Source organism: Paenibacillus sp. 453mf, assembly GCF_900116105.1.
Taxonomy (GTDB): domain Bacteria; phylum Bacillota; class Bacilli; order Paenibacillales; family Paenibacillaceae; genus Paenibacillus; species Paenibacillus provencensis.
This window is the reverse complement of sequence record NZ_FPAC01000004.1, coordinates 116,100-142,204: the sequence shown is the minus strand read 5'-3', so window position 1 is coordinate 142,204 and position 26,105 is coordinate 116,100. Positions and strand designations below refer to the sequence as shown.

The following is a 26,105-nucleotide window of genomic DNA, read 5'->3' as shown; positions in this document are numbered from 1 at the left end:
AGAATCGGGATTCTTTTTTAGATGTAAGTGACCCTATCTTCCTCGAAAATTACGATAAGGTCAGCATTGATTTTATGCATCAAAGGTTTGGTTTGATGTTTGACCGGAAGCCGTCTTATTTTTCTTACCTAATTTCTGTGGCAGTACAATGAGTGCCGGAACAAGCATAGGGAGAAGAATGAAGCACAGTATGATAAGTCCGGCCATCACCGCCGTTGCCAGCTCAATCAGCAGGACAAGCCCGGATGGGATCAGTGTAGCGAACGTACCGCCGAGAATGATCATTGCCGATATGATGACTCCTCCGATATTTTTCGCAGACTGAACAAGTGCTGCAGTCGGGTTAAGATCGCCATACTCCTTATATCGCATCATGAAGAAGATGCTGTAATCGACACCGACGGCAACGATAATGATGAAGGAGAAGAATGGAACGAAGGAGGACACCCCGTCAGCTCCCAAGATCTGATACGTTACAAAATTCGTTGCAGCCATAGCCGTGTAATAGGAAGCGATCAGCGCCAAAATAATGTAGATGGATGGCAGAAGTGATTTAATGACGAACAACAGCACGATAAATACGCCGAGAATAACAAGAATGGCTGTACTGTTAAAGGACTCAAGCTGCGCCTTGTTCGTGTCATATGTGAAGGAGCTTGGTCCCGCAGCACCATAGGAGGACCCATCAAGGACCGTGCCCTTCAGACTTGCAGCCAGTGTTTCGTTAATGTCCTCAATCGTGTCCATGGCTCCCATAGAGTATGGATCTTCCTTCAGAATAACCATCATCTTCGTTACCTTACGGTCATCGGACATGAAGGTATCGAGCGATGTCTTGAATTCTTCTGCTTCGAGCGCTTCCTTCGGGATGAAGAAGGTCTTCGCTTGTTCATATTGAGACAAGAAGTCACCGGTCTGATCCAGTCCTTCGGAAATATCGTTCAGACCGTTGCCGCTCTGACCAAGGCCGTCCTTCAGGCTGCCCATACCGCTCGACAGCTGGGATAATCCGCTGGAGAGCTCCTGCTGTCCTGCATTGACCTGAGCAAGCGCATCATTCAGCGTATCCATGTTCGATGTAATGACAGAGGAGCCGTCTGCACCTTCGGATAGACCGGAGGAGAGCTGCTTCGCTCCTTGTTCCAGCTCATTCAGACCGGCCAGAATTTGCTCTTGGCCGCTGTTGACCTGAGCCAAGCCGCCTGCAGCTGTATCAAAGCCGCTGTTCAGCTTGCCATAATTCTCATTCAGCTCATTCAAACCGCCTGTGATCTGGGCGAGTCCGCCTTCGAGAGCAGCGCCCTGGGCTTTGAGCTGATTGTAAGTCTCGTCTTGCTGCAGCTCGGTGTGACGGTCGCCAAGAGCCGAGACTAAAGTATTGATGCCTGCCATACCGGTTTGAATAACTGGAAGCTGCTCGGAGAGTTCAATATATCCGCTGCGAAGCGCTTCGTATTGGCTCTGAATTTCCGTAAGTCCACTCGACAGCTCTCCGGTACTGGATACGATAGAGCCGAGTCCGTTCCTAATCTCTCCAATACCTGCAGCAAGACCTTCTGCACCCGCAGCTCCGTCATCAAGTCCGCTTCCCAGCTGTCCTACGGCATCGGTCAGCTGGCGGTAGCCGGACTCAATCTCGCTCGATCCGGATACGAGCTCATCGACCTGAGAGAAGTCAGGTGTAGATAAGCCTTCCTCCATCTGGCTCAGACCATCTTTGATTTGGTCTACTCCGTCTTTGGAAGCTGAGATGCCTCCCGTAATCGTTTCGGCTTGACTCGAGACATAGAAGTCCTCGATCGGCTCAAACTGAGGCTGGGTCACACTGGATACCTGATCTACACCAGGCAGGCTCTTCAATGTATTCGTGACCTGATCCAGCGCAGCGAGTGCTTCGTTGTTGTCCATCGGCTCATCCGATTCAATAACGACATTGGTCGGCAGCGCCTGACCTTTGCTGAAATTGTCCGCAACAAGGCTGAAGCCTTTGGTTGATGGATAGCCGTTGCCAAGCTCCTTCAGCTGGTCAAACGACAGTGTCTGCTTGCTGAACATCAACATAGGGATCATCACCAGGATGATGAGAACCGTCGTAAGAACCGGAAAACGCACCGAAATGGATGTCAGCTTACCCCAGAACTTACTGTCCTTATGACCTGCATCCTGTTTCGAAGGCCAGAACAGCTTCGGTCCGAGCGTCTTCATGAAGAATGGTGTTAATGTATAGATTTGAGCAATCAGGATGACCGTACCGATCGCCACGACATTGGCAGATTGGTAAATACCGAAGTCAGAGAAGCTGAGTGCCGCGAAGGCAATGAACACCGTGAGCGTACTGTAAAAAATAGTCTTGCCCGCTGTACGGTACGTTGTCGATATCGCCTCATCAACGCCTGCTCCATGGGACAGCTCTTCCTTGAAACGATTAAACAGCAGGATGTTATAGTCCGTTCCGATCCCAAACAGGATGAGGACCAGCAGCATCTGCGTTACACTGGTCACCGGAAAATCGAGCTTGTCGATAATCTGCGCCGCAATCCCCATCGAGACGAGATAAGTAATCCCGACCGTCAGCAGAGAGATGAATGGAATCAGTGCAGACCTGAACATGATAATGAGAACGATAAGTATAAAGGCGACAGTCAGGGCAGCGCTTTTTTCCACCCCGATGATGGTAGCTTCCAGGTAGTCGTTCTGGATGAAATCTTCACCGCTTAAGTAAAAATCCGTATCGACACCGGACAGCTCGGATTCAAGCTCCTGCTTGATGTCCTTGACCTCACGGTCCCCCTTATCAATGCTGAAGCTGACCATAAGAGTGGTCTCATTCTCCGAGATGAGCGAGGATTTCGCTTCCGGTGTTCCGAACGGATCCAGGAGCTCGGTAATGCCAAGGCCGGACATGTTATCGCGGATGTTGCTGATGCCTGTTTCAATGTCTGCGAGCTCGGTGTCTGATAATTTGTTTTCGTTATGAAAAACAATAATATTGCTCGTACCCTTATCACCGTCAATCTTCTTCAGCATTTGACTGGCGACTTTGGAAGGACTGTCCTCTGTAAGCGGATCCTGTCCTCTTTCATGCAGAATGGCATTCACATCGGGCTGAAATACAGTCAATAGACCTGCCAATGCCAGCCATACGACTAGAATGAGCACCCGCCATTTGACGATTCTTTGCATTCTCTCCGAACTCCTTTTTCTATAGATAGATTAGTAAACACATGTTCATTTTACGAGCAAAAAAAACCAATGATGACCTCACCGGTTTAATTTTTTCGCGAATCCTTCTCCAAATACGTACAGCTGCTCATCTACCAGGTATTTGATGGTGCTGCCGTCCTCGTAATCACGCAGAATGATACAGATGCTCTCAATCAGGGTGGTGGCAAACATCTGAACGGCCAATTGATCCTTCGGATCATGAAGGGCCGGTATGTCCTTCGCGATCAGCATGACCTTCTCCAGAATTTGCGCAACAATCTGAATTAAATCCTGCTTGGCCTGTTCGTAAGCGGACCCCTGACTTAACGTCAGCAATATCTTGATCTCAACGCTCGACTCCTTCAGCAGTTCCACGAGCGTATCATCTACGAGCTGGATACAGTTGAGCGTTTCAAAGGCATCAATCGTATTTGTTTGGTCAATGGCCTCCTTAATATCCATCGTATACTTGATAAACTGGATGTATGTCGGTTCAAGCAATGCGTGGAAAAGGTCATCTTTGTTCTTGAAATACCGATATATATTACCCGTCGTAATGCCAGCCGTACTTGCAATTCGCCTCATAGAAGATTGAGCATAACCGTACTGTTCGAATTCGGAGAGGGCCGCGGCAAGAATGCGGTCTTTGATTTCTTCTTTTAATGTTTGCATTAATGAACACCTGTTTACTATTAAGATGATGGTATTAGTATAGAGGAGTGGAATGCGATTTACAAGCATCAGTTGGATTCCATGACAAAGCTAAAGTTGATTCATGCAGAATATTTTTATTTAGAAAAAGGGCGGTTATTACTATGCAAGGGCTGGGAAGGTGCTATAATAGTGTGGCAATTGATTCAAATACACTGAAAAAGAGATGATGAGCTTTGAATTCGCCGGAACCCTATATACGACCCAAAACGACCTCAGCAGTCATGCTGAATAAATATTTTACAGGTAAGACGCTTGATTATAAGCAAATGATCGCGATTATTATCCCGATATTTGTGGATCAAGCTTTTATTATTTTGATGAGTCTGCTAAATACCGCCATGATCAGCTCCTCCGGAGTCGCGGCTGTCAGTGCGGTGAGCATGGTCGATTCCTTGAATATTTTCCTCATAAACGTATTTGTCGCCGTTGCGACGGGAGGAACCGTCATTGTTGCCCAATACAAGGGCAGCGGCAATTCCCAGATGGCAGCCAAATCCGCTACACAGGCCATATCCGCTGTCGCCATTCTATCCATAATCATCTGTGTGCTCGTGATCGCTTTTCATACTCCCATATTGAATCTGTTATTTGGCGGAGCAGAAGCCGCTGTGTTTGACAATGCCAGGCTGTACCTGATCGGGAGCTGCTTGACCTATCCTTTTATTGCAATATTTCAGGCAGTTACAGGAGTGCTGCGAGGTGTGGCGGAGACAAGACCCTGCCTTATTCTATCGCTCATTATGAACCTGACTTTTCTTGGGCTGAACATTCTGTTCATCACGGTGCTGGATATGGGCGTTATGGGCCTCATCATATCCATGCTGACTGCAAGAATTATCGGGACGGCAGCCTCGCTGTATTATCTCGTGAAGATCAATCAGTCCTTGCTGTTCCGTATCAAAAATCTAGTGAAGCTTGATTTTTCCATCCTTAAGAAAATCATGACCATCGGCATTCCGTTTGCCGCAGAGCAGATGTTCTTCAATGGTGGGAAGCTGCTTACACAGACCTTTATTGTTCAGCTTGGCACATTCGCGATTACGGCAAATGCCATTGCCGGCTCCATATCGCTTGTGTTCCAGATCGGCGGCAGCGCGCTGAGCATCGCGATTGTCACCATTGTCGGGCAATGTATCGGCAACAAAAATACCGAGGATGCCCGCAAATTTATTAGATCATTGCTCTGGCTGTCGAGCATCTTCTTTGTCTTCATTGCAGCCATCTTGCTGCCGCTGTTCCCATTTGTGGTTCAGCTGTTTTCGCCGCCTGAGGAGATTGTGCCAGTTATCTTTGGACTGACACTGCTGATTGCCATTGCTCAGCCATTTCTGTGGTCCGCGAGCTTTATTCTTCCTTCTGCGCTTCGTGCGGCAGGGGATTCCAATTTTACGTCCATCACATCGCTCCTGTCGATGTGGCTGCTGCGCATCGCTCTTGGCTATGTGCTTGGTATCACGCTCGGCTACGGCATCATGGGCGTCTGGATTGCCATGGTCGTAGAATGGGGCGTACGCGGCCTGATCTTCTGGCTCAGATTCCGGGGAGAGAAGTGGTACAGTCGGAAGCTGATTTAAGGGGGAAAATACTCTTTGTCCGTCCAAGCTGATGGGGAAGGAGTATTTTTTTTGAAATCATTTCCTGGAAAATTCGTATCCTACTCATAAGTGATGTGAGTATAAGCTGGAGGGCGAATTATGAAATATATGACTATCGCTGCTGTTATTCTGATGCTGCTGTTGATGGGGTGTACTCAGTCAGAGGAGATTTCTTTTGTAGGGGAAAGTGATCATTGGACAGGTAAATACACGGCAATAATCGGTGAGTCCAGCGAAGATGGAGATTTCATATTCGAGTATAAGCTGGGGGGACCGCAAGAGGTTCATTTCTCTAACTTGGAGGTTTATGCAGATGATAAGAAGAATATATTCAAGGCCGAGGAATACAATTCCCGGAGGGTCACAATGTCCAGAAGCTGTTCCGGCTGTTCTGTGACACGGAAAGAAGCTGAGCTTCTGGTGAAGATTAAATGGGATGGACAGGAAGAGTCGTTTGTATTAAAGCCACAATCGTAGACTATATCTCCGAGATAAAGCACACAATATATTCGATAAGGCAAATCCCCTTTTAACGAAGAAGTAGGCCTGATCTATCGAAGTCAAAGAGCGTTCAAGTCTCATCCACCTTGGATAAAACTTGACAGCTCTTTTTTTGTCGGAATATGTCAATAGTTAGACAGTTTATCTCTCTTCAGGAATGTGCTAAATTAGTATAGTTCGTTTTTATTTGAAATATAGCTCTTTAAGGAGGATCTGCACCATTGGATTGGCAGGATATTTTGTTTAAATTTATCGGGGGATTAGGGATATTCCTGTTCGGTATTAAGTATATGTCGGACGGCCTGCAGAAATCAGCCGGCGACAAAATGCGCGGCTTGCTGGAGAAGTATACATCTAACCCTATTCTTGGGGTGCTGTTCGGGATTGGAGTCACGATTCTGATTCAGTCGTCTTCAGGGACGACCGTCATGGCCATTGGTCTTGTGAATGCAGGGCTGATGACGCTTCGTCAGGCCATTGGGGTTGTTATGGGTGCGAATATCGGAACAACGATGACCGCATTCATCGTCGGGATCAAGATTGAGGAATATGCTTTACCGATTATTGCTATCGGCGCATTCTTCTTGTTCTTCTTTAACAAAAAGCGTTTCCAGTATATCGGGCAAATTATTTTTGGATTCGGTACCTTGTTCCTTGGTCTATCGACCATGAGCGGAGGTCTTAAGCCGCTTCGGGAAATGCCGGTATTCACAGATTTCATGGTACAGCTGTCAGATCAGCCGATTCTCGGACTTATTGTCGGTACGGTCTTTACGATTATTGTCCAGAGCTCAAGCGCAACCATCGGGATCTTGCAGACGATTGCGGATGAGGGCATGATCAGCCTTCAAGGTGCGCTGCCAATTCTGTTCGGAGACAACATCGGGACGACAATTACTGCGGTTCTCGCATCTATCGGAGCTACGGTAGCGGCGAAGAGAACTGCGCTCGTCCATGTAATCTTTAACGTGGTCGGCTCGATTATCTTCCTTATACTGCTTCCCGTGGTGCATGCAGCCGTGCTCTGGATCGGAGAAGGTGTCAACATCCGGATGCAGATTGCTTATGCGCACGGTATATTTAACGTAACGAATACACTGATCTTCCTCCCGCTAATTCCGGTACTCGCCTGGATTGTAACGAAGGCGGTTCCTGGTAAGTTACAGGAGATCCAGTTCAAGGCGATTTATCTGGATGACCGTTTGCTTGCAACTCCAGCCTTAGCGCTAGGACAAGCACAGCACGAAATTGTTCGTATGGGGCAATTTGCACGTGAGTCTTTGCAGGACGCAACAGGTTATTTCCTTAAGAAGGACAACAATCTTGCCGAACTTGCGCTGCAAAAAGAAGAGCTCATTAATGAGCTGAACCGTAAAATTACAGATTATATTATTAAGATTCATCAGAATAATGATGGTCTTGCTGCAGGCGAAACGGAGAAAGCGACAGGCTGGTTCCAGACGGTCAGCGATATTGAGCGGATTGGAGACCATGCGGAGAATATGGTCGAGCTTGCTGAGTATAGTATTACGAACAAGCTGGAATTCTCCAAGGAGGCAACTGCTGAGCTCACGGAAATGATCGAACTCGCAGATCAAGCCGTAGAACAGGCGATTATCGCGCTGGAGCATCAGAATGAAGAAGCGGCGCGAGCTGTTCTGGATCATGAGAGCCAGCTGGATGAGCTTGAAGTGAAATTCCGCAAGAATCATATCCAGCGCCTGAACCAGAATCTCTGTTCCGGAGGAACGGGAGCTATCTACCTGGATATCCTGACCAATCTTGAGCGGATCGGGGATCATAGCAAAAATATCGCTCAGTTTGTACTCCACGAGCAGCATTAAGCTTCCTTAAGTGGCATTCGAGCTGTCAGCATAATAATTTATTAAATGATAAAGTGCTTCTCTTATTCACTGCAAACAATTAGTGGTAAGAGAGGTGCTTTTTTTGTATGCATGCTTAGGGTCAAAGTCAGTTATTTGCAATTCAGAAATCTGAATTCTGGGTAGGGCCCTCTAGGCATGAACCGCTCGCCAATCCTTATTCTCATCATAGTATGCAAACAAGGAACAGCTCACGATGAACGAAGCTGCATGACAAGAAGAGGGGCGGGGGTATGAACGATCAGGAAAGACCTATATTACACCGGCTGAGAGCAGAGATCAGTGAACGAATCAGCAATCTTCAACGTCTCCAGGAGGATGACGGTTCGTGGAGGCTTCCGTTTGAGACGGGACCGATGACCGATGCATATATGATTATTCTTCTGACAGTGATGGAGATGGAGGATGAGCTAGTGGTACCGCTCGTTCAGCGGCTGAAGAATCGTCAGTCAATCAGCGGGGCATGGCAGCTGCATGACGATGATGAAGGTCACTTGTCTTCCACTGTCGAAGCTTACACGGCACTTCTGCTCTCAGGATATGGTGAGCGCAGCGATCCGATGATGAAGCGGGCAGAGGCATATATAGTCGCACATGGCGGTGTAGAGGGAGCCCATATTTCTACCAAGTTCATGCTTGCGCTGAATGGGCTGTATCCATGGCCTGCGGTGTATCCGGTTCCGCTCTATCTCATCCAGCTGCCAAGGTTCAGTCCGTTAAGCTTTCACCGCTGGAGCTCTTATGTGCGTTCACATTTTGCCTCTATCCTCATCCTCGGTTATCACAAGTTCTCCATTTCTCCTTCCTCCGATATGAATCTCTTTCATTTATTTGTGACAGATAAATACGAAAAATTACGAAGACGGCATCGAAAAAAGCAGACTCCAGGCTCTGAGAAGATGGGGCATGGACATCGTTCTTACACGAAAGCGGCCCTTCAAAAAGCAGAGCAGTATATCATTCAAAATATCGAAGAAGACGGGTCGCAGTATAGCTACGCCAGCAGTACCTTTTTTATGATTTATGCCCTGCTTGCTGCAGGATACAAGCGCGAATCACCAATCATTCAGCAGGCGGTAGATGGGCTGAAGAGCTTCAGCTGTTTGATCTCAGCTGATGAGCCTGAGCTTCATATTCAGAATTCTCCATCCACGGTCTGGGATACGGCGCTGATCAGCTATGTGATGCAGGAGGCTGGAGCAGATCCGCAGGATGTGGCGGTAAGCCGGGCGATACGTTACCTGCTGCCTTTGCAGCTGCCAAGGGGGATTATGCCGAATCAGAGAAGCTCATATCCAGGGGGCTGGGGATTCTCGGAGAGCAACTCAGTTAATCCCGATGTGGATGATACACAGGCCGTGCTGAGGGCACTCAGCCGGTTGTCTGGGCAGGGAGACGGGGTCTGCCGCAGGGCATGGAGGTCGGGTGTACAGTACCTATTCCATATGCAGAATAAGGATGGAGGGTGGGCGGCCTTCGAGAAGAACAGTACAGCAGCTGTGGTCAGGCTGTTTCGCATTCCGAACTTTGTCGATACAGCGGCAGACCCCTCCTGTGCAGATATTACCGGGCGGGTAATGGAGTTCTTGGGAAGTCATATGGGGCTCAGTCTGTCCCACTCACGGGTTCAAGATGCGGTAAGCTGGCTCCTGAAGCAGCAGAATAGGGATGGATCGTGGTATGGAAGATGGGGTGTGTCCTATATATATGGAACATGGGCTGCCGTGACGGGGTTGAGAGCAGCAGGTATACACCCCGATCATCCTGCGATTCAGAAGGCAGTGAATTGGCTGTGGAGCATCCGGCAGCCAGATGGCGGATGGGGGGAATCCTGTGCGAGCGATGTTCTGCGGAGATATAAGCCCGCTCCCTACTCTACCGTAGTGCATACCGCCTGGGCATTGGACACGCTGATCTCGGTCTATAATTATCCTGTTCAGGAAATGGACGATAGCATAAAGAATCTCATAGAGTGGGGCAGAGCAGGGGATCAGCGGTCTACTTATCCAACCGGAGCAGGACTACCGGGGCATTTTTACATTTATTATCACAGCTACCCGCGCGTCTGGCCGCTGCTCACTATGAGCCACTATGTGAAGAAGTACAATTAAAAATCCAATTTCAAAGGCAATTTCAAATGCAATTTCAAATGCAATTGTAAATTTAAGCTAGTATATCATTCGAGCGGAATCTACCCATTTTTAAAATTTGGAGAGACACACGCCCTGTCCTTTTCGCTTGCCAAGCATATTGTTAATTATCGTCATTGAATCGAAGAAGCTTCTTGCTGTTCCTCTGACGAGAATACAAGCGTATACGAAGGGAGATTTCAGTATGGCCAATCTCGATCCGGAGCTGATGGGAACATTTCGTCGTAAGATGAAAAACCCAAGACATTTTCACCAGGTGTGCGGCATTTTATGCTCGAAGCGCTGTGAGGACCTAAGACATCATGGAAGATGCTGCGGAATGATCGATGAGCTGTCCCGGTGTCTTAACGTACCTGTTACTCCTTATCAACGGGAGAATGCTGCACAGTGGCTGATGACCTGCGGCGTAGACCCTCAAAACCGGTACCACCGCAAACAAATGTGGAACATGGTGTGGGGCAGAAGATAAGTGGCGTTTCAAGGAAGGACTGTCTGGGAGGACAGTCTTTTTTCTTCCTAACAAGTAAACTGGAGAAAGTCAGTAACAAAACCATATAGAGAAAATTTTGTTTACATACCCAATCCACGGCCAGCTTATAGGGAGCATACTATTATATTGAGCTGGAGGGGATCCTCTGTGCGAATAATACTCGGGTCTTTTTTTCGTGCTATAAGGTAGTACTTTAGATTTACGTAATTTCTTTTGTGGCATACAGTTCTTATGAAGAAGGGATCGCCCAGCTAATGAATCAGACTGTATAGTACTAGAAGACAAAGCATAATTGCGCGAAAATAATCTTCAATATTTAATCTTCACCTTTAGGAGTGAGCCCGTTGTTCTTGTGAAAGACCTGATACTTCGCGCAATCATAAACTGAGCGGCATAGTATGTCGTCATAATCAGCACACCGGCGTCGGGAATGTCTTCTATAAACATATTCCAAGCTAAAATAGAGTCCGAAATCACAAACAGCAGGCTACCAATCATCGCCCATACACTGCCTGTCATCATAGCAGACCACAGCATGAGCGAAATGACAGTGACATATATCATGACGGGAATAACCAGCCCGGTAAACTCGGCTGATGCTCCAATATCACCTGCAAGCTTTCCGCCCATAAACCAGGCATAGATGCCAATGGGAATTAGACTTAACAAGCGGACCCACGAGAACCGCCATAAGCCGAGAAAAGCTGCCAGGTAAAACAGATGGCCGACGAGAAACGTGCCCAGCCCGAACACGAACCATATCGGCAGTAAGCCGTCACCGAGCATGCAGAAGAGCAGGCCTGCGAGCAGCAGCCAATGAGAAGGACGTCGATCCGCAGGGAACTGCAGATATGCATATAGAATAATGAGCCCCATCGGAATCAGCTTAAATAGTAATTTTACACCGAATGGATCTTCCGGAATGAAGAAGATGTATAATAGGCTCATCATGAGGATGAGAAGAGGCAAGAACCATTTTCTCCAAACGTACATCATGTAGAGACACTCCTTATGAAAGGGTTTAAATTAGCAAATTCATATAGATATTATATTAGATCGTTAGGAAAGTCATGGTAAATTAGTGAATGAAAAGAGAGGAGACCATGATGCTCAATTACCTGATTCCTAGGCCGCAGACGATCTCTATTTTGCACGAAGTAAGTAATGAATTCTACTTCCAAGGGAGCGGAAGGCTGTCGCTTAAGACTTTTTCGAATGGACGAGCATTGTACGAAACCGGGCAGGGAACCTATGCCGTAGAGGAAGAGAAATATTTGTTGTTAAACCAAGGTCAAGAATACTCCATCACGATTGAGAGCAGAGAACCGGTAGAATCCTTTTGTGTCTTTATCACGGAGGAAGGAATCGAGGACCTGAAGCGTACATTAATGCTGCCACCGGAACTGCTGCTGGAAGATCCCTTTGACTCAGGAGACAGCACCACAAGCTTTATGGAAAAAACCTATACGAACCAGCACATGTCCATACTGCTTAAACGACTGAAAGGCGCTTATGTGCACTTTCGCCATGATCCAGTGTGGATGGAAGAGAGGCTTCATGAGCTGGGCTCGGTCCTGCTCAAGGACCATCAAAAGGTACATTATGAAAGACAAAGGCTGACATCCATTAAATCTTCTACCCGAGCGGAGCTCTACCGAAGAGTACAGATCGGTCATGAATATCTCTCCGCTTACTTTAACAGACAGATCACCATCCAAGACTCGGCTGTGGCGGCATGCATGTCTGGCAATCATTTTCTACGAAGCTATAAGCAGCTATTTGGAAGGAGCCCGCATAAGTATTTAACAGAGCGCAGGCTTCAAGAGGCTAGAAAAATGCTGCGCACTACCAACCTGACAGTCACGGAAATTTGCATGGAGGTAGGCTTTCAGAGCCCAAGCTCCTTTAGTTTATTGTTCTCGAAGTGGTATGGCATTTCTCCGATTGCATTCAGGCAAAAAAAGTGATTTTCGATAAGCAGACAAGTTACATATTGAGTTACGCTGTAAGCAAGATAAGCTGATTTCTATTTCTTACATTGGAGAAAAGTCAGTTAAAACTATAATGCCGGGAGATGACGGAGCATATGGAAATGGTAAACCTGAAAATATCGGACTTGTTTAAGGCGTTGATCGCTGGGGACACGGCAAAAGTACTGGGGCTGCTTGAAGAGCAGCCCCATCTCGCTAATACAGAGAATGAAGATGGACTAACACCGCTTGCTTATGCTGGACATCTAGGTTTTACGGAAATCGTACAGGCTCTGCTTGAGTACGGAGTTGAGGTTAATGCCGTCACTCACTCCCAAATTTCATATATTCCCTCCAATACGGCGCTGCATGCTACCATTGCAGGGGAACGAAGTCTTGAGATCATCCGTCTTCTTCTAGCCCGTGGGGCAGATCCGCGCATTGTGGATAGTAATGGACACACCCCGCTGCATTCGGCTGCGTATCATGCGGATAGCCTAGAGATGATACAGTTGCTGCTGGAGCATGGGGCTGAATGGGACAAACTCACTCCGGAAGGAGAAACCGCGCTTCAAATTGCGGATGGACAGGGGAATCAGAGGGTGGCGGAGATGCTTAGGCAGATTATATCGAAGCAGCAATGACACTATTGATCAAATACAAAATTGGTACAAAAAAACCATGCTATTTCGCATGATATTCCGGCCGCTGAGAATCATATCATCGTTCATCATGACGGAAGGGTAGTAGAGCCTCAATTGGCTTAAAGAGCAGTTACTGGAAAGTGAAGGACATTATCTCAGAGCCGCTTCGGCTGAGCGGATGCTCGAAGCAGCAGGCCTATGAGCAGGCAGCAGCGCTGCTTACCAAGGTAAAGCTGACTTTTGACTTTATGGAGCGGTATCCGGCAGAGTGCTCTGGTGGACAGAAGCAGCGAATTGCCATTGCAAGAGCCTTGACGATGTCTCCCCGGCTGCTCGTAGCCGATGAGATTACGTCAGCGCTGGATCCGCTCACAGAAGGTTTCCAATTCGATCGAGCTTCTCTCAACAATGGATGATACTGAGAAGTATAGTGGAGTAAAGTGCAATGAAGTGAAGCAAAGTGAAGTGACCCAGGTGTGGAATCCTGTAGGGTCACTTTTTTTTATAATCTCAATCTGCGATGAGAAGTAGAGTAAAACAAAGCATAGCGCTCAATCATCCTCAACCTTTGCACAATTCTGCTATAAATCTGCTCTAAAGACGAAATCAAGGCAAATTCGCCGACTGTCTGATTTTACCCTCAATGTAGGTATCCCTTATGATTTGATCAGAAATCATGTTGCAGGGAAAGAGCGGAGGAGATGACGTATGAATGCGGTTGAGATTCAGCATCTGACCAAGCAATACGGCAAGGCAAGAGGGATTATTGATGTGAGCTTTTCGATTGAGGAAGGCGAAATCTTTGGTTTTATTGGGCCGAACGGGGCCGGCAAATCAACAACGATCCGGACACTGCTGGCTCTCATCTATCCCACAAGCGGTACAGCCTCGATCTTCGGAAAGGACTGCATTCGTCACAGCTCGGAGATTAAGAAGGAGATCGGATATCTGCCAGCGGAGGTTTTCTATTACGATCATATGAGGGTCGTGGATATACTCAAGTATTCGGCCAGCTTCTACAAGAAGGATTGTACGAAACGCATGAAGGAGCTCGCGGAGCGGATGGACTTGGACCTCAGCAAGAAGATCGAGAATCTGTCACTCGGCAACAAGAAGAAGGTAGGTATCGTCCAAGGACTTCTTCACAGTCCCCAATTACTTATCCTCGATGAGCCGACGAGTGGACTTGACCCGCTGATGCAGCATACGTTCTTCGAACTATTGAAGGAGGAGAACGGACGAGGGGCTTCGATCTTATTTTCCTCCCATATCTTGAGCGAAGTTCAGCGGCTGTGTAACCGGGTGGCGATCATTAAAGAAGGAAGGATCGTAACCGTGGAGAAGATCAGCGCTCTCAAGGAGAGCAATTACAAAAAGTTTGCGATTGAAACGGCAGTTTCTCTGGACCCGCAGCAGCTGGATATGGACGGTGTAAGTCATATTACGGCAGAGGGGAGCATCACACGGTTTTTGTTCAAGGGAAATTTGAATCAGATCCTGCAGAGGCTGGCTTATATCGAAATGGATAATCTATGGATCGAGGAGCCGAATCTCGAAGAAATCTTCATGCATTACTATGACAGGGAGGCTTGATTCAAGGTGAATATGTTTCTCTTTGAACTGAAGTCTTATCGTAAATCACTGCTGATCTGGTCCTTGTCCATCATTGGCGTTATGGTATTCCTCCTCTCCTTATTCCCATCCATCTCAAGAGAGTTCGATGCCTTTGCGCAGATTCTTGAGGGGTATCCAGAACCGTTCAGGCAGGCGTTCGGTATTCACATTGAAAGCATGGGTACGTTTCTCGGGTTCTACACTTATATATTTATGTACATTACGCTGTGCGGAGCGATTCAGGCGATGCTGCTGGGCATGTCGGTCGTATCCCGGGAAACCCGGGAGAGAACCGCCGATTTCCTCCTGACGAAGCCGGAGACTCGAACCAGGGTGCTCACGTCTAAGCTGCTGGCTGCATTCGTATCGATCTTGCTGACCAATGTGCTGTATCTTGCTGCTTCCTGGCTTATGGCTGAACAGCTTCAATCTGGTGCTTACGATGTGAAATTGTACATCATGATCTCCATTACACTGCTGTTTGTTCAGCTGATGTTTGTTGGTCTTGGGCTCATCGCTTCCGTGCTGCTGCCGAGAATTAAAGGGGTTCTTCCTGTATCTCTTACGACGGTGCTCGTATTTTATATCATTGGGATGCTGGTGTCTGGTGACGAGGGAGGGCTGAAGCGGTACTTGTCACCGTTCAAATATTTTGACACAAAACGGGTCTTGGAGACGGCAAGCTATGAAACCTTTTATATAATCGCCGCTGCGGGAATCGTTATTTTATGTACTGCTGTCTGTTACCACATCTATATAAGAAGGGACATTTCTGCCTAGCTGTACGGGAGGGTGAGATCATGAACATATTTTGGAGAGAAACGAAAGCGTACAGCAAGAGCCTGCTGTTCTGGAGCATCGGCATTGTGCTGCTATTAGTGAGTGGAATGAATAAGTTCGAAGGGACAGCTGCCGGAGGCGAACTGAATCAGGTGATCGAAGGTATGCCTGAATCCCTTCAAGCTCTAATGGGGGCGGGTGCCTATGATCTGTCGAAGGCAAGCGGATATTATGGAATGCTTATGCTGTACCTGTTCTTCGCAGTCACCATTCATGCCGTAACCCTCGGAGCCAATATTATTGCCAAAGAGGAGCAGGACAGAACGGCGGAGTTCCTATTCACCAAGCCCTTGTCCAGAAATGCGATCATATCCGCGAAAATATTGGCGTCGCTGCTGCAAATTTTCATCCTTAATCTTGTGACCTGGGAATCGAGCATTCTGATTGTCGGTATGTACAATAACGGAGAGCAGGTAAATGACGATATTGCTGTTCTAATGATCGGTATGCTCTTTCTTCAGATCATCTTTCTCCTCGTCGGCACGACGCTCGCCTCAGTGTCCAAGCGTGTGAAGCAGGCGGCATCTACATCATCAGGTATTTTGCTCGCTGCGTTCATCTTATCCATAGCTATTGATCTGAATGAGAGACTTGAAGGCTTGAAGTACTTTACGCCGTTCAAGTATTTTGAGGCCAAGGAGATGATGTACGGAGGAGGACTTGATCTTATCTACGTTCTTCTGTCTGTGCTTATCATTGCAGTCTTGCTTATCGTCACCTTTACGGCCTTCCGAAAGCGGAATTTGATGGTGTAAGTTCACACTAAGAAATTGCCTGTATAATCCAGTTATGTTATCATAACAATAGAAATAAGGACGGTTCGCAGCCGTCCTCAGCACAATAGCTTGGTGGGAACTCCTCCGAGTGTGTACTAAAGGCCGAAGAAGTGACCCAGGTGCGGAAACCTAAGGGGTCACTTCTTTTTTGAATCGATGTATGTCAGTAACGCTATGATAAAGCCAGCGAACAATAACATATCGGCAAAAGAGAAGTGCATGAGCCTCACCTCCTTTCCGGAGGAAGACCCGCCCACCTAGGCGTATCGTACAACCATATTATACCATGTAGTCCTGAGAAATCAGGGCTTATTGTTGTCTTTAATAGAAGTAGCACGTAACCCTAAAGAAATTGCCTGTATAATCCAGTTATGTTATCATAACAATAGAAATAAGGACGGATGGCCGTCCGTCCTCAGCACAATAGCTTGGTGGGAACTCCTCCGAGTGATGTTATAAGTCGGAAGAAGTGACCCGGTTGCCAAACCTAAGGGGTCACTTCTTTTTTGAATCGATGTATGTCAGTAACTCTATAATAAAGCCAGCGAACAGCAACATATCGGCAAAAGAGAAGTGCATTAGCCTCACCTCCTTTCCGGAGGAAGACCCACCCACCTAGGCGTATTGTGCAACCATATTATACCCTGTAGTCCTGAGGAATCAGGGCTTTTTTGTTTTATTTATAGAACGCATGTTTGCTGACAAAGTAGTGTCTCTTGGTCCTGTCATAATGAAAAAAATCACTGGGTATATGGCTCTGAATTGTGTGTTTATCTTGATGGAATTTAGTTTGGAAATTGTGTTGAGCTATCTGATCATGATGCTGAGTGAGAGGAAAAGGATTAACCGAGTGCAAAAAGGACTCTGAACATTAAATCAATCTAATTGTTGGAGAAAGAAAACGGGGCTGGTTTAAACCTGATCGCAAACATTTTTTCACAATAACGAAGAGATTATGAGAGAATTTCAGGATCTACGCCGAAACTCATCCTTTTTTTTCATTTTATTGCAAAAATATATGCCATATTCCCATATTGTTCTATATAATAGTGAGTATAGTTCTGAAGTATGAACTATAAATGAAGCTTTTGAATTATGTGGTTCGGATAAATCTATAATGACTGGGAGTATAGATCTATGTCTGACAAGTTTTTTCGTTGGTTTAAGATTATTCACGCGATTCAAGCAAGGCCCGGCATAACGGCTCCGGAGCTGGCTGAGAAGTGTGAGTCGAATGAAAGAACCATTTACCGGGATTTGCGGGCACTGGACACGCTGGTCCCAATAACGAACATTGGGTATGGCAAGGGGTACGCTTTTACAGGGAATTTCGCCATGTTTCCATTTAATTGGACCGAGGAAGAAGAGCTGGTGTTTACAATGCTCCCTTCCTTCGTGGATCAGACCAACCTTCCGCCCGGATTCGACAGTGCTTACGACAAAGTGATGTCCTCTCATTATCGGAAGAAGCGAAAAGATGCGGAGCTGCTCCAGAATGTAACGGATATCATCCAGATGGGGTCGCCCGCCTATAGGGAGGACTCCCCGAATTACTTGCTGCAGGTCATTCAGGCAATTCTGGAGGAAAAAAGGATAAAGGTTCAATACCATACCCAGAGCCGAAACGAGCTGACGGAACGAGAGATTGCTCCATATTATCTGGTTCCACGGGATCAACGTTTTTATCTGATTGGATATTGTCATCAGGCGAAGGAGATTCGTACATTTCGGTTAAGCCGTTTTCGCTCCATGGAGATGATAGAGACACATTTCGACCGCAGGGATTTCAATTTAAAGAGTTATATGAAGAACACATGGTCCATCGAGCGTGGAGAGCAGCAGATTCATTTCAAAGTGAAGTTCTCCGCTGATGTAGCAAGATACATAAAGGAAGAAGAACTGTTTATTAGTCCAAAGATGAAAGATTTGAAGGATGGAAGTCTCTTATTTGAGGTAACGCTGAATCATGACAGAGAGTTTCTGAATTGGCTAAGCCAGTATGGTCCAGATGCAGAGATCCTGGAGCCAGTGAGTTACCGGGAAGTGATGAGGGAGCGGCTGGAGAAGTGGAGTCGGTTGTACACGGAATGAGGAGGAGAATAAGATTCTCAAGCAAATATTAAGCTGGTTTAAGAGTGAGAAGAAGCAAGAAGTTAATAAGATAGTAAAGAAGGAAGTTAAAAAGGAACATAAGAGCACATCAGTAAAAGCAAAGGCGAAAGTAGCTCCCACACGTATTGGTGAGCTTGGGGAGCACAAGATCAATATTCAGCTGGATCAGCTTCCGCAAGAATGCAGGTATATCAGTGATTTAATGCTTGTGAATCCCAAGTCACGTTCTGGTTACTCCCAGATCGATCATGTTGTCGTGTCTCCGTATGCGATATTCGTGATTGAAACGAAGAATTATAACGGAGAGATCAAGGGGAAAAAAGGAGACAGGGAGTGGAGCGTCAGCAATAGGTATAAGCTTTACAATCCGCTGAAACAGAACTATGGGCATATTAAAGCGCTTCAAGCACATGTCCCAGATATTCAAATTCCCTATGTCTCGATGATCTCGTTTACGATGAGATGCAGATTTAATGTAGATCCGGAGCTCAGAAAGATTCAGTCCAATGAGCTGATTATATATGATGTAGAGCTATCTGAGTTTATTCAACGGAAGATTAGTAGATTAAAAATGGAAGGTAAGAGCCCAATGCTTTCCGAGACTGAAATTTTAGAAATAGTAGAGAAGCTAAAAGAATTAAATATAGTAGATCCAGTTTTGCGTGAGCAGCATGTAAATGGTGTCAAGAGGGGGCCTATTTAAATCGTAAAAGTCCTATTATAAATGACTGTCTCTCGGTAAAACATATGTAAGGCAAGGTGGGATACAATCTGGAGTGGATTCTACCAATGTAAATCAGTAGGTCGAACAGGCAGGGGGACTATTTAACTTGATTGTTTATGAAGCTTTGAAGAATGAATTTCTAGATGATGTATACCGTGATAAATTAGTAGATAATTTAATGTCCAATTTTCATGATAAGATTGGTAGCATTGGAAAGAGTGAACTTCGCTCATGGGAAAATTCTATGAATTATATGTATCGGCTTCTAAATGATCCTGAAATCCCAGGAAACGCAGGAGTAGCTATTGAATTTAGAGTTCCTTACAGTTCAAAAAGAGTAGATTTTTTAATTTCAGGGAGTAATGAATTTAGTGAAAGTATAGTGATAATTGAGCTAAAGCAGTGGGAGACGGTAGAAAAGGTTGATAATAAAGAGGCAATTGTAAGAACAGCATTAGGAGGTGGGTTAAGAGAGGTTGTCCATCCATCCTATCAAGCGTGGTCTTACGCAGCCTTAATCAAAGACTATAATTCAAATGTACAGGATGAAAAAATTGAATTGTATCCTTGTGCATATTTGCATAACTACTCGAGTTTAGGTACAAAAGATCCAATTGTTCATGAAAAATATCAATTTTATATAGATAATGCACCAGTATTTGTGAAGGGTGATTCAGAGAGACTACGCAATTTTATTAAACAATATATTAAACATGGCGACAACAAAACAAACCTGTATAAAGTAGAGAAGGGTAAAATTAGACCTTCCAAATCGCTTCAAGACTCACTATTGGGGATGTTAAAAGGAAACGATGAGTTTGTCATGATTGATGATCAAAAAGTGATTTTTGAGACAGCAAAGTCTCTTGCCAGTGAGGCAATTCGATCTAATAAAAAACAAGTGCTTATTGTTAAAGGGGGGCCTGGGACTGGTAAGTCTGTGCTAGCGATAAATCTCCTAGCAGAACTAACTGCACAGAACATGGTGTGCCAGTATGTAACTAAAAATGCAGCTCCAAGATCTGTTTATGCAAAGAAATTAAAAGGGGATTTTAGGAAGAGTCATATAGATAATTTATTCAAAAGCTCTGGTAGTTATATAGATGCTCCGTTCAATGAAATTGATGTTTTGATAGTGGATGAAGCCCATAGATTAAATGAGAAATCTGGTATGTTCAATAATCTTGGAGAGAATCAAATAAAAGAGATTATTAATGCATCAAAGCTTGCTGTGTTTTTCATAGATGAACGACAGCGTGTTACTCTCAAAGATGCAGGAAATGTTGAAGCTATTCAGCATTTCGCATCGGAATCCAAAGCAGTAATTACTGTTAAGGAGCTAGAATCACAATTTCGTTGTAATGGTTCTGATGGTTATCTTGCCTGGATTGATGATGTGTTACAAATAAGAAAAACAGCAAACGCTGATATGATAGATAAGGATTATGACTTCCGAGTTTATTCAGATCCGTCCGAGATGAGAGATGAGATTCTAAGGCTGAATAGAATAAATAACAAGGCACGACTATTGGCAGGATATTGTTGGAATTGGAGCAAGGAAGGAAAATACAATTCAGATATACATGATATTCTTTTAGAAGAATATGGGTTTGGGATGAGCTGGAATCTAGCGAACACGGACAGTTGGGCAATAGATGAAGATTCTGTGCATGAGATTGGCTGTATTCACACTTCACAAGGGTTAGAGTTCGATTACGTCGGTGTCATTATAGGAGATGATATGTTTTGCAAGCTAGGAAGTGTAGAGACTGACTTTACTAAGCGAGCTAAAACGGATAATTCCCTAAAAGGGCTTAAGAAGCTTTATATAGACAACCCTCAAAAAGCACTGAAATTGGCTGATGAGATTATTAGAAATACGTATCGTACTTTGCTTACAAGAGGCCAAAAAGGATGTTATATTTTTTGTACAGACAAAGAGCTAGAAAAGTACTTCATTAATCGATTAGCAAACTCAACAAGACGTAACGAATATTTACTAAGCAATTCAAATGCTATTGCAGCTGAGCAACCTAATAAGTACAAGCTGAATCCTGAAATTTAAATCATAATTAAAGTAGTTTCCGTGCTTTGGAGGCTGCTTTTATTTCTTTTATACTATAGTTACAGAATTCCTTTAACGGAGGTCATCATGCTACCAGAATTACTATCAAATATTTTTCGCTCCAAACAAAAATCATACAAAATGGTTCTTATTCTTTCCATTATTGAATTCTATAAAGAAACTCAATCCGTCCAAATTCCATTGGATCAACTAGCTCAAAAGTTCTTGAAATACTTCCAAGACGAAAGCGAGCAAGGAAACATAGTAGATTCACCACCTGAACAAAAGGCAGATGGATGGAATGAATTTTCGCTAAACCAAACAAAATCCCTACTAAAAACACCAATTGATGCTCTATCCTCTGTTCTCACATTCGACCAAGTAAATCAAACCATTACCTTCTCCGACCCTGATTTGTTTAACGAAGACACACTTAAGGAGCTTAAAGAATACGCCATGCAAGAGCTAGACAATTACAATAGAAAGCTAGAATTGAATAGAACGACTCATTCTCCTTTCTCCTTACACGATGCATTATCGCAGATCATGAACACGTATCTCCAAGCCAAAATGGAGCCGTTCGCACAACACCCTTTAGGCATCTTAGTTAGAAATTCTATTCCTGGCCAGTTGAAGGATCTATTATCTTTAAATGAGCAATACAAGGTTCAAGGTTCCGTTGGACAGGGCAATTGGGCTAATGTTCCCTGGATCGCATTCATGGATAAACGACTCACGCTGACGACTCAGCAGGGTGAATACATCGTATACCTGTTCTCCGAGGATATGCAGTCCGTGTATCTAACGTTTATCCAAGGAGTTACCGAACCCTTAAAGCAAGGCAAACTCAGAGGATACGAGTACCTCAAGAACAAAACTCAAGAGATCCGTAGCCTAATCCCACTAGATGGACTACATAAAGACGAGAATATTATTCTCATGGAAAAAAGCGGCCTGGGCCGAGATTACCAAGTCTCTACGGTAGCTTATATCAAATACGATAGAGATACATTGCCGGAAGATGAAGTCCTCCTACAAGATCTTGAGAACCTCGTTTCTAACTACAAACATTATGTAAACATCGTGTTACAAGATAGAGCAGATGAAACTACTCCAGAGGAGGAAATAACTCCAGTGAGCATCAATGTCAGAGAGCAACTAGAACAAGTGAAGCAATATATTCACCATAAAGGTTTTCTCTACCCAGATGGCCTCATGGAGAATTTCTATTTATCTCTCAAGACCAAGCCGTTCGTCATTCTAGCCGGGGTATCGGGAACAGGGAAGACGAAGCTGGTGAAGCTCTTTGCCGAAGCTTTGGGTGCTACCATGGCGAATGGACAGTTTACTTTAATCCCGGTAAGACCAGACTGGAGTGACCCTTCTGATCTGTTAGGGTATAAGGATCTGTCGGGTGTGTTTAGACCTGGGCGTTTAACGGAAGTGTTAGTAGAGGCATCTAGAGCTGAGAATAAGAACAAGCCTTATTTTATCTGTCTGGATGAGATGAACCTGGCGCGTGTGGAGTATTATTTCAGTGATCTGTTGAGTGTGATGGAAACCCAGGAATGGCATGGAAGTCGAATCGTAACTTCGGCGTTGATTGGACCGGAGTCTTTAAGAGAGGAAGATCAGTCGATATATGGTGGCCTGACTCTGCCGGATAATGTGTACGTGATTGGAACGGTCAACATGGACGAGACGACACATCCTTTTAGCAAAAAGGTGCTGGATCGCGCGAACACGATTGAATTCAACTATATTAATCTGGAGCAATTTCCATCTAAGGGTGTTGAAATAGATAACCTTGAATCTTCAAATTCCAATAATGCTTTCTTGCGTAGCGAATATTTGCAGTTAACCGATATGTATAACACCTATCCAGAGCTTGTGCATTCGACGACTGACAAACTGGTGAAGATCAATAACATCTTAGAGGAGATTCATTCCCATGTCGGCTTCCGGATTCGGGACTCGATCTGCTTTTATATGGCATATAATCAGCGGTTTGAGCTATTATCAGAGGACAAAGCGTTCGACGGACAGCTTCTCCAGAAGATTCTACCTCGCATACAAGGAAGTAGCTTATCTGTTAAAAAGGTATTGCTCCTCTTAATGCAGGGGGCGATTGGCAAATCGATTCCTGTTAAGGATCTCTTAGATGACGCTTCTGATCTATATATAAAATATGGTAGTAAGCAGCAGGTCGAGGAAGTAAAGTATCCACTGTCTGCACGGAAGCTTGCCTTTATGTTACGGAGGTTAGAGGAAGATGGGTTCACCTCATACTGGCTTTCTTAATCATAGCGTGGAGCTGATCCGGATCGAGACGAATCTTTTTAACCTCTATATTCAGGGCAAGCCCTATCATTCGACCGTAGAATCCTTGCAGCTTCATCGGGATGATGTGGGTGCATGGATGGATTCTAATACTCTGCAGATTAGCACTTTAACCCGTGAGCTTGAGGTGGAGAACATCTTTGTTTTTTCGCCGGAGCAGGGACAGCTGGTTCCATGGCATACGGGGGAGAAGAGCTATCCGTTATTCTATGAAACGCAGGCATATGAGCTCGTTGTTGAGAAGAAACAGGGGACCGAGCTAATCTTCTACCATGACAATCTGTATTTACGGCAGGCGATTAAGCCACTTGGGCAGTCGATCCTTTCGGGTATTTTGAATTTTCAGAACGAGGTGGGGTTAACCGAGCTTGAGCTTCGTCAGCAGGGCCGGTCACTATTCCAGCTTCAGATCGAGATTTATCCGTCCAAGATGGATTACAAAAGGGATTACCAAATGATTCTGAGTGACATTAATCGGCAAATTTATAATTTATCCTTTGATTTTTTGAGAAAGACTTATCATCTGACAGGGTTAAAGGAGACACAGAATCAGAGTCTAACCGAATTTTTCACGATATTGCAGCATGTGTTTGATCAGCTAAGACAAGCCGTGGAACGAATTCACGCAAATCCTCATTACAGCCTAGCTAAAGAACAGCGCATCGTAGATGCAGCCAAGGTCAGGAAGGCGGGAAAAGAAAATATCGCGTTTCTCGCCAAACGACCGTACCTGTTGACCCATCATGAAGCGCATGGATTTATTCCACATCAGGGGCAGCGCCTGCATCCATCTCATGCCCTTGAAACCAAGCGCCAAGTTCAGTTCGATACATTGGAGAATCGTTTTGTAAGATGGGTGCTTATCAGGGTATCGAAGAAGCTGCAGGAGATGAAGAGAAAGCTGAGTGCCTCAGGTAAACTGCAGGATCCCGTACTGGATAAGAAGATGACTTCGATTCAAAATCAGGTACAGCGTCTATTACAGCTGGATTTTCTAAAGGTTGGTGAGATGAAGCAGCTATCGGTGTCATTAGTGCTGCAGATGGCGCCGGGATATCGCGAGGTGTATCGAAGTTACTTAATGCTGATGAAGGGTCTAAGCGTGCAAAGTGATCTATTCCGTTTGTCGATGAAGGATTTAGCCCAGCTGTATGAATATTGGTGCTTCCTGAAGATTAACGAGCTCCTCGGGCAGAAGTATGAGTTATTGAAGCAGGACATGATTAAGGTGAATCGGACGGGCGTGTTTTTTACACTCGACAAATCTCAGTCAGCAAGGATGAAGTATCGGAACCCGAGGAACGGTGAAATCTTCACGCTTTATTATAATAGGCTGCCAAGTGGGGATCGGAGTGCGACGTTAGGCCAAAGACCGGATAATGTGCTTACTTTGAAGAAGAACGATTCCTCAATGGAATATAAATATATTTTTGATGCCAAGTACCGGATCGATCCTGCCTATGAAGGCTCTTATTATTATGAGAAGTATAGGCAGCCTGGACCGGTGGAAGAAGATATTAATACGATGCACCGTTATCGGGACGCAATTGTCTACAGTGAGGGTGGTCAGGAGCTAGAGCGTAGTATGTTTGGCGCTTATGTGCTTTTCCCATATCATGATGAGCAGTCTTACCGCGAGCATAAGTTTTATAAGAGCATAGAACTCGTAAACGTTGGGGCCTTTCCCTTCTTGCCGAATGCGACGGAGCTGATGGATAAGTTCTTGGAAGAGATTATTATGGACAGTCCCGAAAAAGCTTACGAAAGGTCTACAAGACCTCGTGGTACTCAGGGGTACTATAAAAACAAGCTTGCAGGCAAGAATGTGCTCGTCGGCTCGTTAAGAGAAGTAGCTCAATTAGAGAGTTCACTTCAATACAAGTACTACCATTTGCCGCTGAGAAATATCGTAGATCACCAAATACTTACGCAAATTGAATATGTAGCGGTGTATCAATCCATTGGAAAGTTCGCTGATATAACGGGAGAGACAGGAATCCATTATGTCGGCAAGGTGAAAGACTGGAAGGTGCTGCGAAGAGAAGAGATCAAGGAACGCCCTGCACGCTCAGGGACGGAGGATCAGCTCTACGTGAAGTTCCGTATCGAGGAATGGACGAAGCGACCAGAGCCCATTGTATCCGGTGGACTTGGAATTTATAGATTACTATACACCTCCAAATACATCTTTGACCGGGCAACTGAAATTGCCGAACTGAAACTGGAAAAGGAAGAACAGTTAAACGAATGGCGGGAGAAGAGACGTAGAGGTGCGGTAAAGGTAGAGCTGGATCATACGCAGGTGGACTTGGCTCAGGTGGTTAAAGACATTCGGGTGGATGAATAGGCGGGGAGCAATAGTTAGCTTCATGAAAAGGACTCAATTTTCGATACTTAACACTTTGATGGGCTTCGTGCCTTTCGAGGTGTTTTTGTGCTGGGCGGGTCATTATAAGTTCGCAATGAAAATATCAAATGCTAGT

The 26,105-nt window shown here is 45.3% G+C and carries 19 protein-coding genes; 16 read left to right on the top strand and 3 right to left on the bottom strand.

Annotated elements, in window-relative coordinates; all coding sequences use genetic code 11:
• Nucleotides 1-72 precede the first annotated feature (72 nt).
• Entirely contained in the window at nt 73-3,183 is a 3,111-nt protein-coding gene (locus BM415_RS18175; RefSeq protein WP_091160456.1) for an MMPL family transporter, read from the bottom strand.
• 78 nt (nt 3,184-3,261) lie between these two features.
• Nucleotides 3,262-3,876: a TetR/AcrR family transcriptional regulator gene (locus tag BM415_RS18170; protein ID WP_170862545.1), complete on the bottom strand. Its 615-nt coding sequence runs from the start codon at nt 3,874-3,876 to the stop codon at nt 3,262-3,264.
• Nucleotides 3,877-4,139: 263 nt separating this feature from the next.
• Here BM415_RS18170 and BM415_RS18165 point away from each other — a divergent pair, with 263 nt between their 5' ends.
• The 5 genes from BM415_RS18165 to BM415_RS18145 all read left to right on the top strand — a co-directional run bounded on the left by BM415_RS18165 (nt 4,140) and on the right by BM415_RS18145 (nt 10,516).
• Nucleotides 4,140-5,492 carry an MATE family efflux transporter gene (locus BM415_RS18165; RefSeq protein WP_091160616.1) on the top strand — a complete coding sequence of 451 codons (1,353 nt, stop codon included), beginning with the start codon at nt 4,140-4,142 and terminating at the stop codon, nt 5,490-5,492.
• A gap of 120 nt (nt 5,493-5,612) precedes the next feature.
• A complete protein-coding gene (locus BM415_RS18160) occupies nt 5,613-5,990 on the top strand; it encodes a hypothetical protein (protein WP_091160452.1) in 378 nt (125 codons plus the stop codon).
• Between the two features lie 245 nt (nt 5,991-6,235).
• On the top strand, nt 6,236-7,858 hold the full coding sequence (locus BM415_RS18155) for a Na/Pi cotransporter family protein (RefSeq protein WP_091160450.1): 1,623 nt from the start codon (nt 6,236-6,238) through the stop codon (nt 7,856-7,858).
• A 272-nt stretch (nt 7,859-8,130) separates the two neighbouring features.
• Nucleotides 8,131-10,008, top strand: a complete 1,878-nt coding sequence (locus BM415_RS18150) for a terpene cyclase/mutase family protein (RefSeq protein WP_091160448.1) — start codon at nt 8,131-8,133, stop codon at nt 10,006-10,008.
• A 223-nt stretch (nt 10,009-10,231) separates the two neighbouring features.
• Nucleotides 10,232-10,516, top strand: a complete 285-nt coding sequence (locus tag BM415_RS18145; protein ID WP_139237016.1) for a hypothetical protein — start codon at nt 10,232-10,234, stop codon at nt 10,514-10,516.
• A 330-nt stretch (nt 10,517-10,846) separates the two neighbouring features.
• On the opposite strand, the gene BM415_RS18140 is transcribed toward BM415_RS18145, so the two are convergent.
• The gene (locus BM415_RS18140) at nt 10,847-11,533 is read right to left on the bottom strand and encodes a lysoplasmalogenase (RefSeq protein ID WP_244533554.1); all 687 of its coding nucleotides are present in this window, start codon (nt 11,531-11,533) and stop codon (nt 10,847-10,849) included.
• A gap of 107 nt (nt 11,534-11,640) precedes the next feature.
• On the opposite strand from BM415_RS18140, the gene BM415_RS18135 reads away from it, so the two are divergent.
• From BM415_RS18135 to BM415_RS18085, 11 genes are all read left to right on the top strand, one after another.
• Entirely contained in the window at nt 11,641-12,504 is an 864-nt protein-coding gene (locus BM415_RS18135; RefSeq protein ID WP_244533552.1) for a helix-turn-helix transcriptional regulator, read from the top strand.
• Nucleotides 12,505-12,623: 119 nt separating this feature from the next.
• Complete coding sequence (locus BM415_RS18130; RefSeq protein WP_091160443.1) at nt 12,624-13,151, top strand: ankyrin repeat domain-containing protein; 528 nt, start codon at nt 12,624-12,626, stop codon at nt 13,149-13,151.
• Nucleotides 13,152-13,291: 140 nt separating this feature from the next.
• Nucleotides 13,292-13,567, top strand: coding sequence for an ATP-binding cassette domain-containing protein (locus BM415_RS25850; RefSeq protein ID WP_280142884.1), 276 nt, complete (start codon nt 13,292-13,294; stop codon nt 13,565-13,567).
• A gap of 292 nt (nt 13,568-13,859) precedes the next feature.
• Nucleotides 13,860-14,744, top strand: coding sequence for an ABC transporter ATP-binding protein (locus BM415_RS18120; protein ID WP_091160440.1), 885 nt, complete (start codon nt 13,860-13,862; stop codon nt 14,742-14,744).
• Between the two features lie 12 nt (nt 14,745-14,756).
• Complete coding sequence (locus BM415_RS18115; protein ID WP_244533588.1) at nt 14,757-15,545, top strand: ABC transporter permease subunit; 789 nt, start codon at nt 14,757-14,759, stop codon at nt 15,543-15,545.
• Nucleotides 15,546-15,565: 20 nt separating this feature from the next.
• The gene (locus tag BM415_RS18110; RefSeq protein WP_091160436.1) at nt 15,566-16,360 is read left to right on the top strand and encodes an ABC transporter permease subunit; all 795 of its coding nucleotides are present in this window, start codon (nt 15,566-15,568) and stop codon (nt 16,358-16,360) included.
• Between the two features lie 1,158 nt (nt 16,361-17,518).
• Entirely contained in the window at nt 17,519-18,472 is a 954-nt protein-coding gene (locus BM415_RS18105) for a helix-turn-helix transcriptional regulator (protein WP_091160435.1), read from the top strand.
• Nucleotides 18,473-18,485: 13 nt separating this feature from the next.
• A complete protein-coding gene (locus BM415_RS18100) occupies nt 18,486-19,196 on the top strand; it encodes an NERD domain-containing protein (RefSeq protein ID WP_091160433.1) in 711 nt (236 codons plus the stop codon).
• A gap of 127 nt (nt 19,197-19,323) precedes the next feature.
• Nucleotides 19,324-21,282, top strand: a complete 1,959-nt coding sequence (locus BM415_RS18095; RefSeq protein ID WP_091160431.1) for a DUF2075 domain-containing protein — start codon at nt 19,324-19,326, stop codon at nt 21,280-21,282.
• 87 nt (nt 21,283-21,369) lie between these two features.
• On the top strand, nt 21,370-23,583 hold the full coding sequence (locus tag BM415_RS18090; protein ID WP_091160429.1) for an MrcB family domain-containing protein: 2,214 nt from the start codon (nt 21,370-21,372) through the stop codon (nt 23,581-23,583).
• Nucleotides 23,555-25,969 (top strand): restriction endonuclease-like protein, encoded by a 2,415-nt coding sequence (locus BM415_RS18085; protein WP_091160428.1) that lies wholly within the window; start codon nt 23,555-23,557, stop codon nt 25,967-25,969. Before BM415_RS18090 ends, BM415_RS18085 begins: the two co-directional genes overlap by 29 nt.
• The last annotated feature ends 136 nt before the right edge of the window (nt 25,970-26,105 follow it).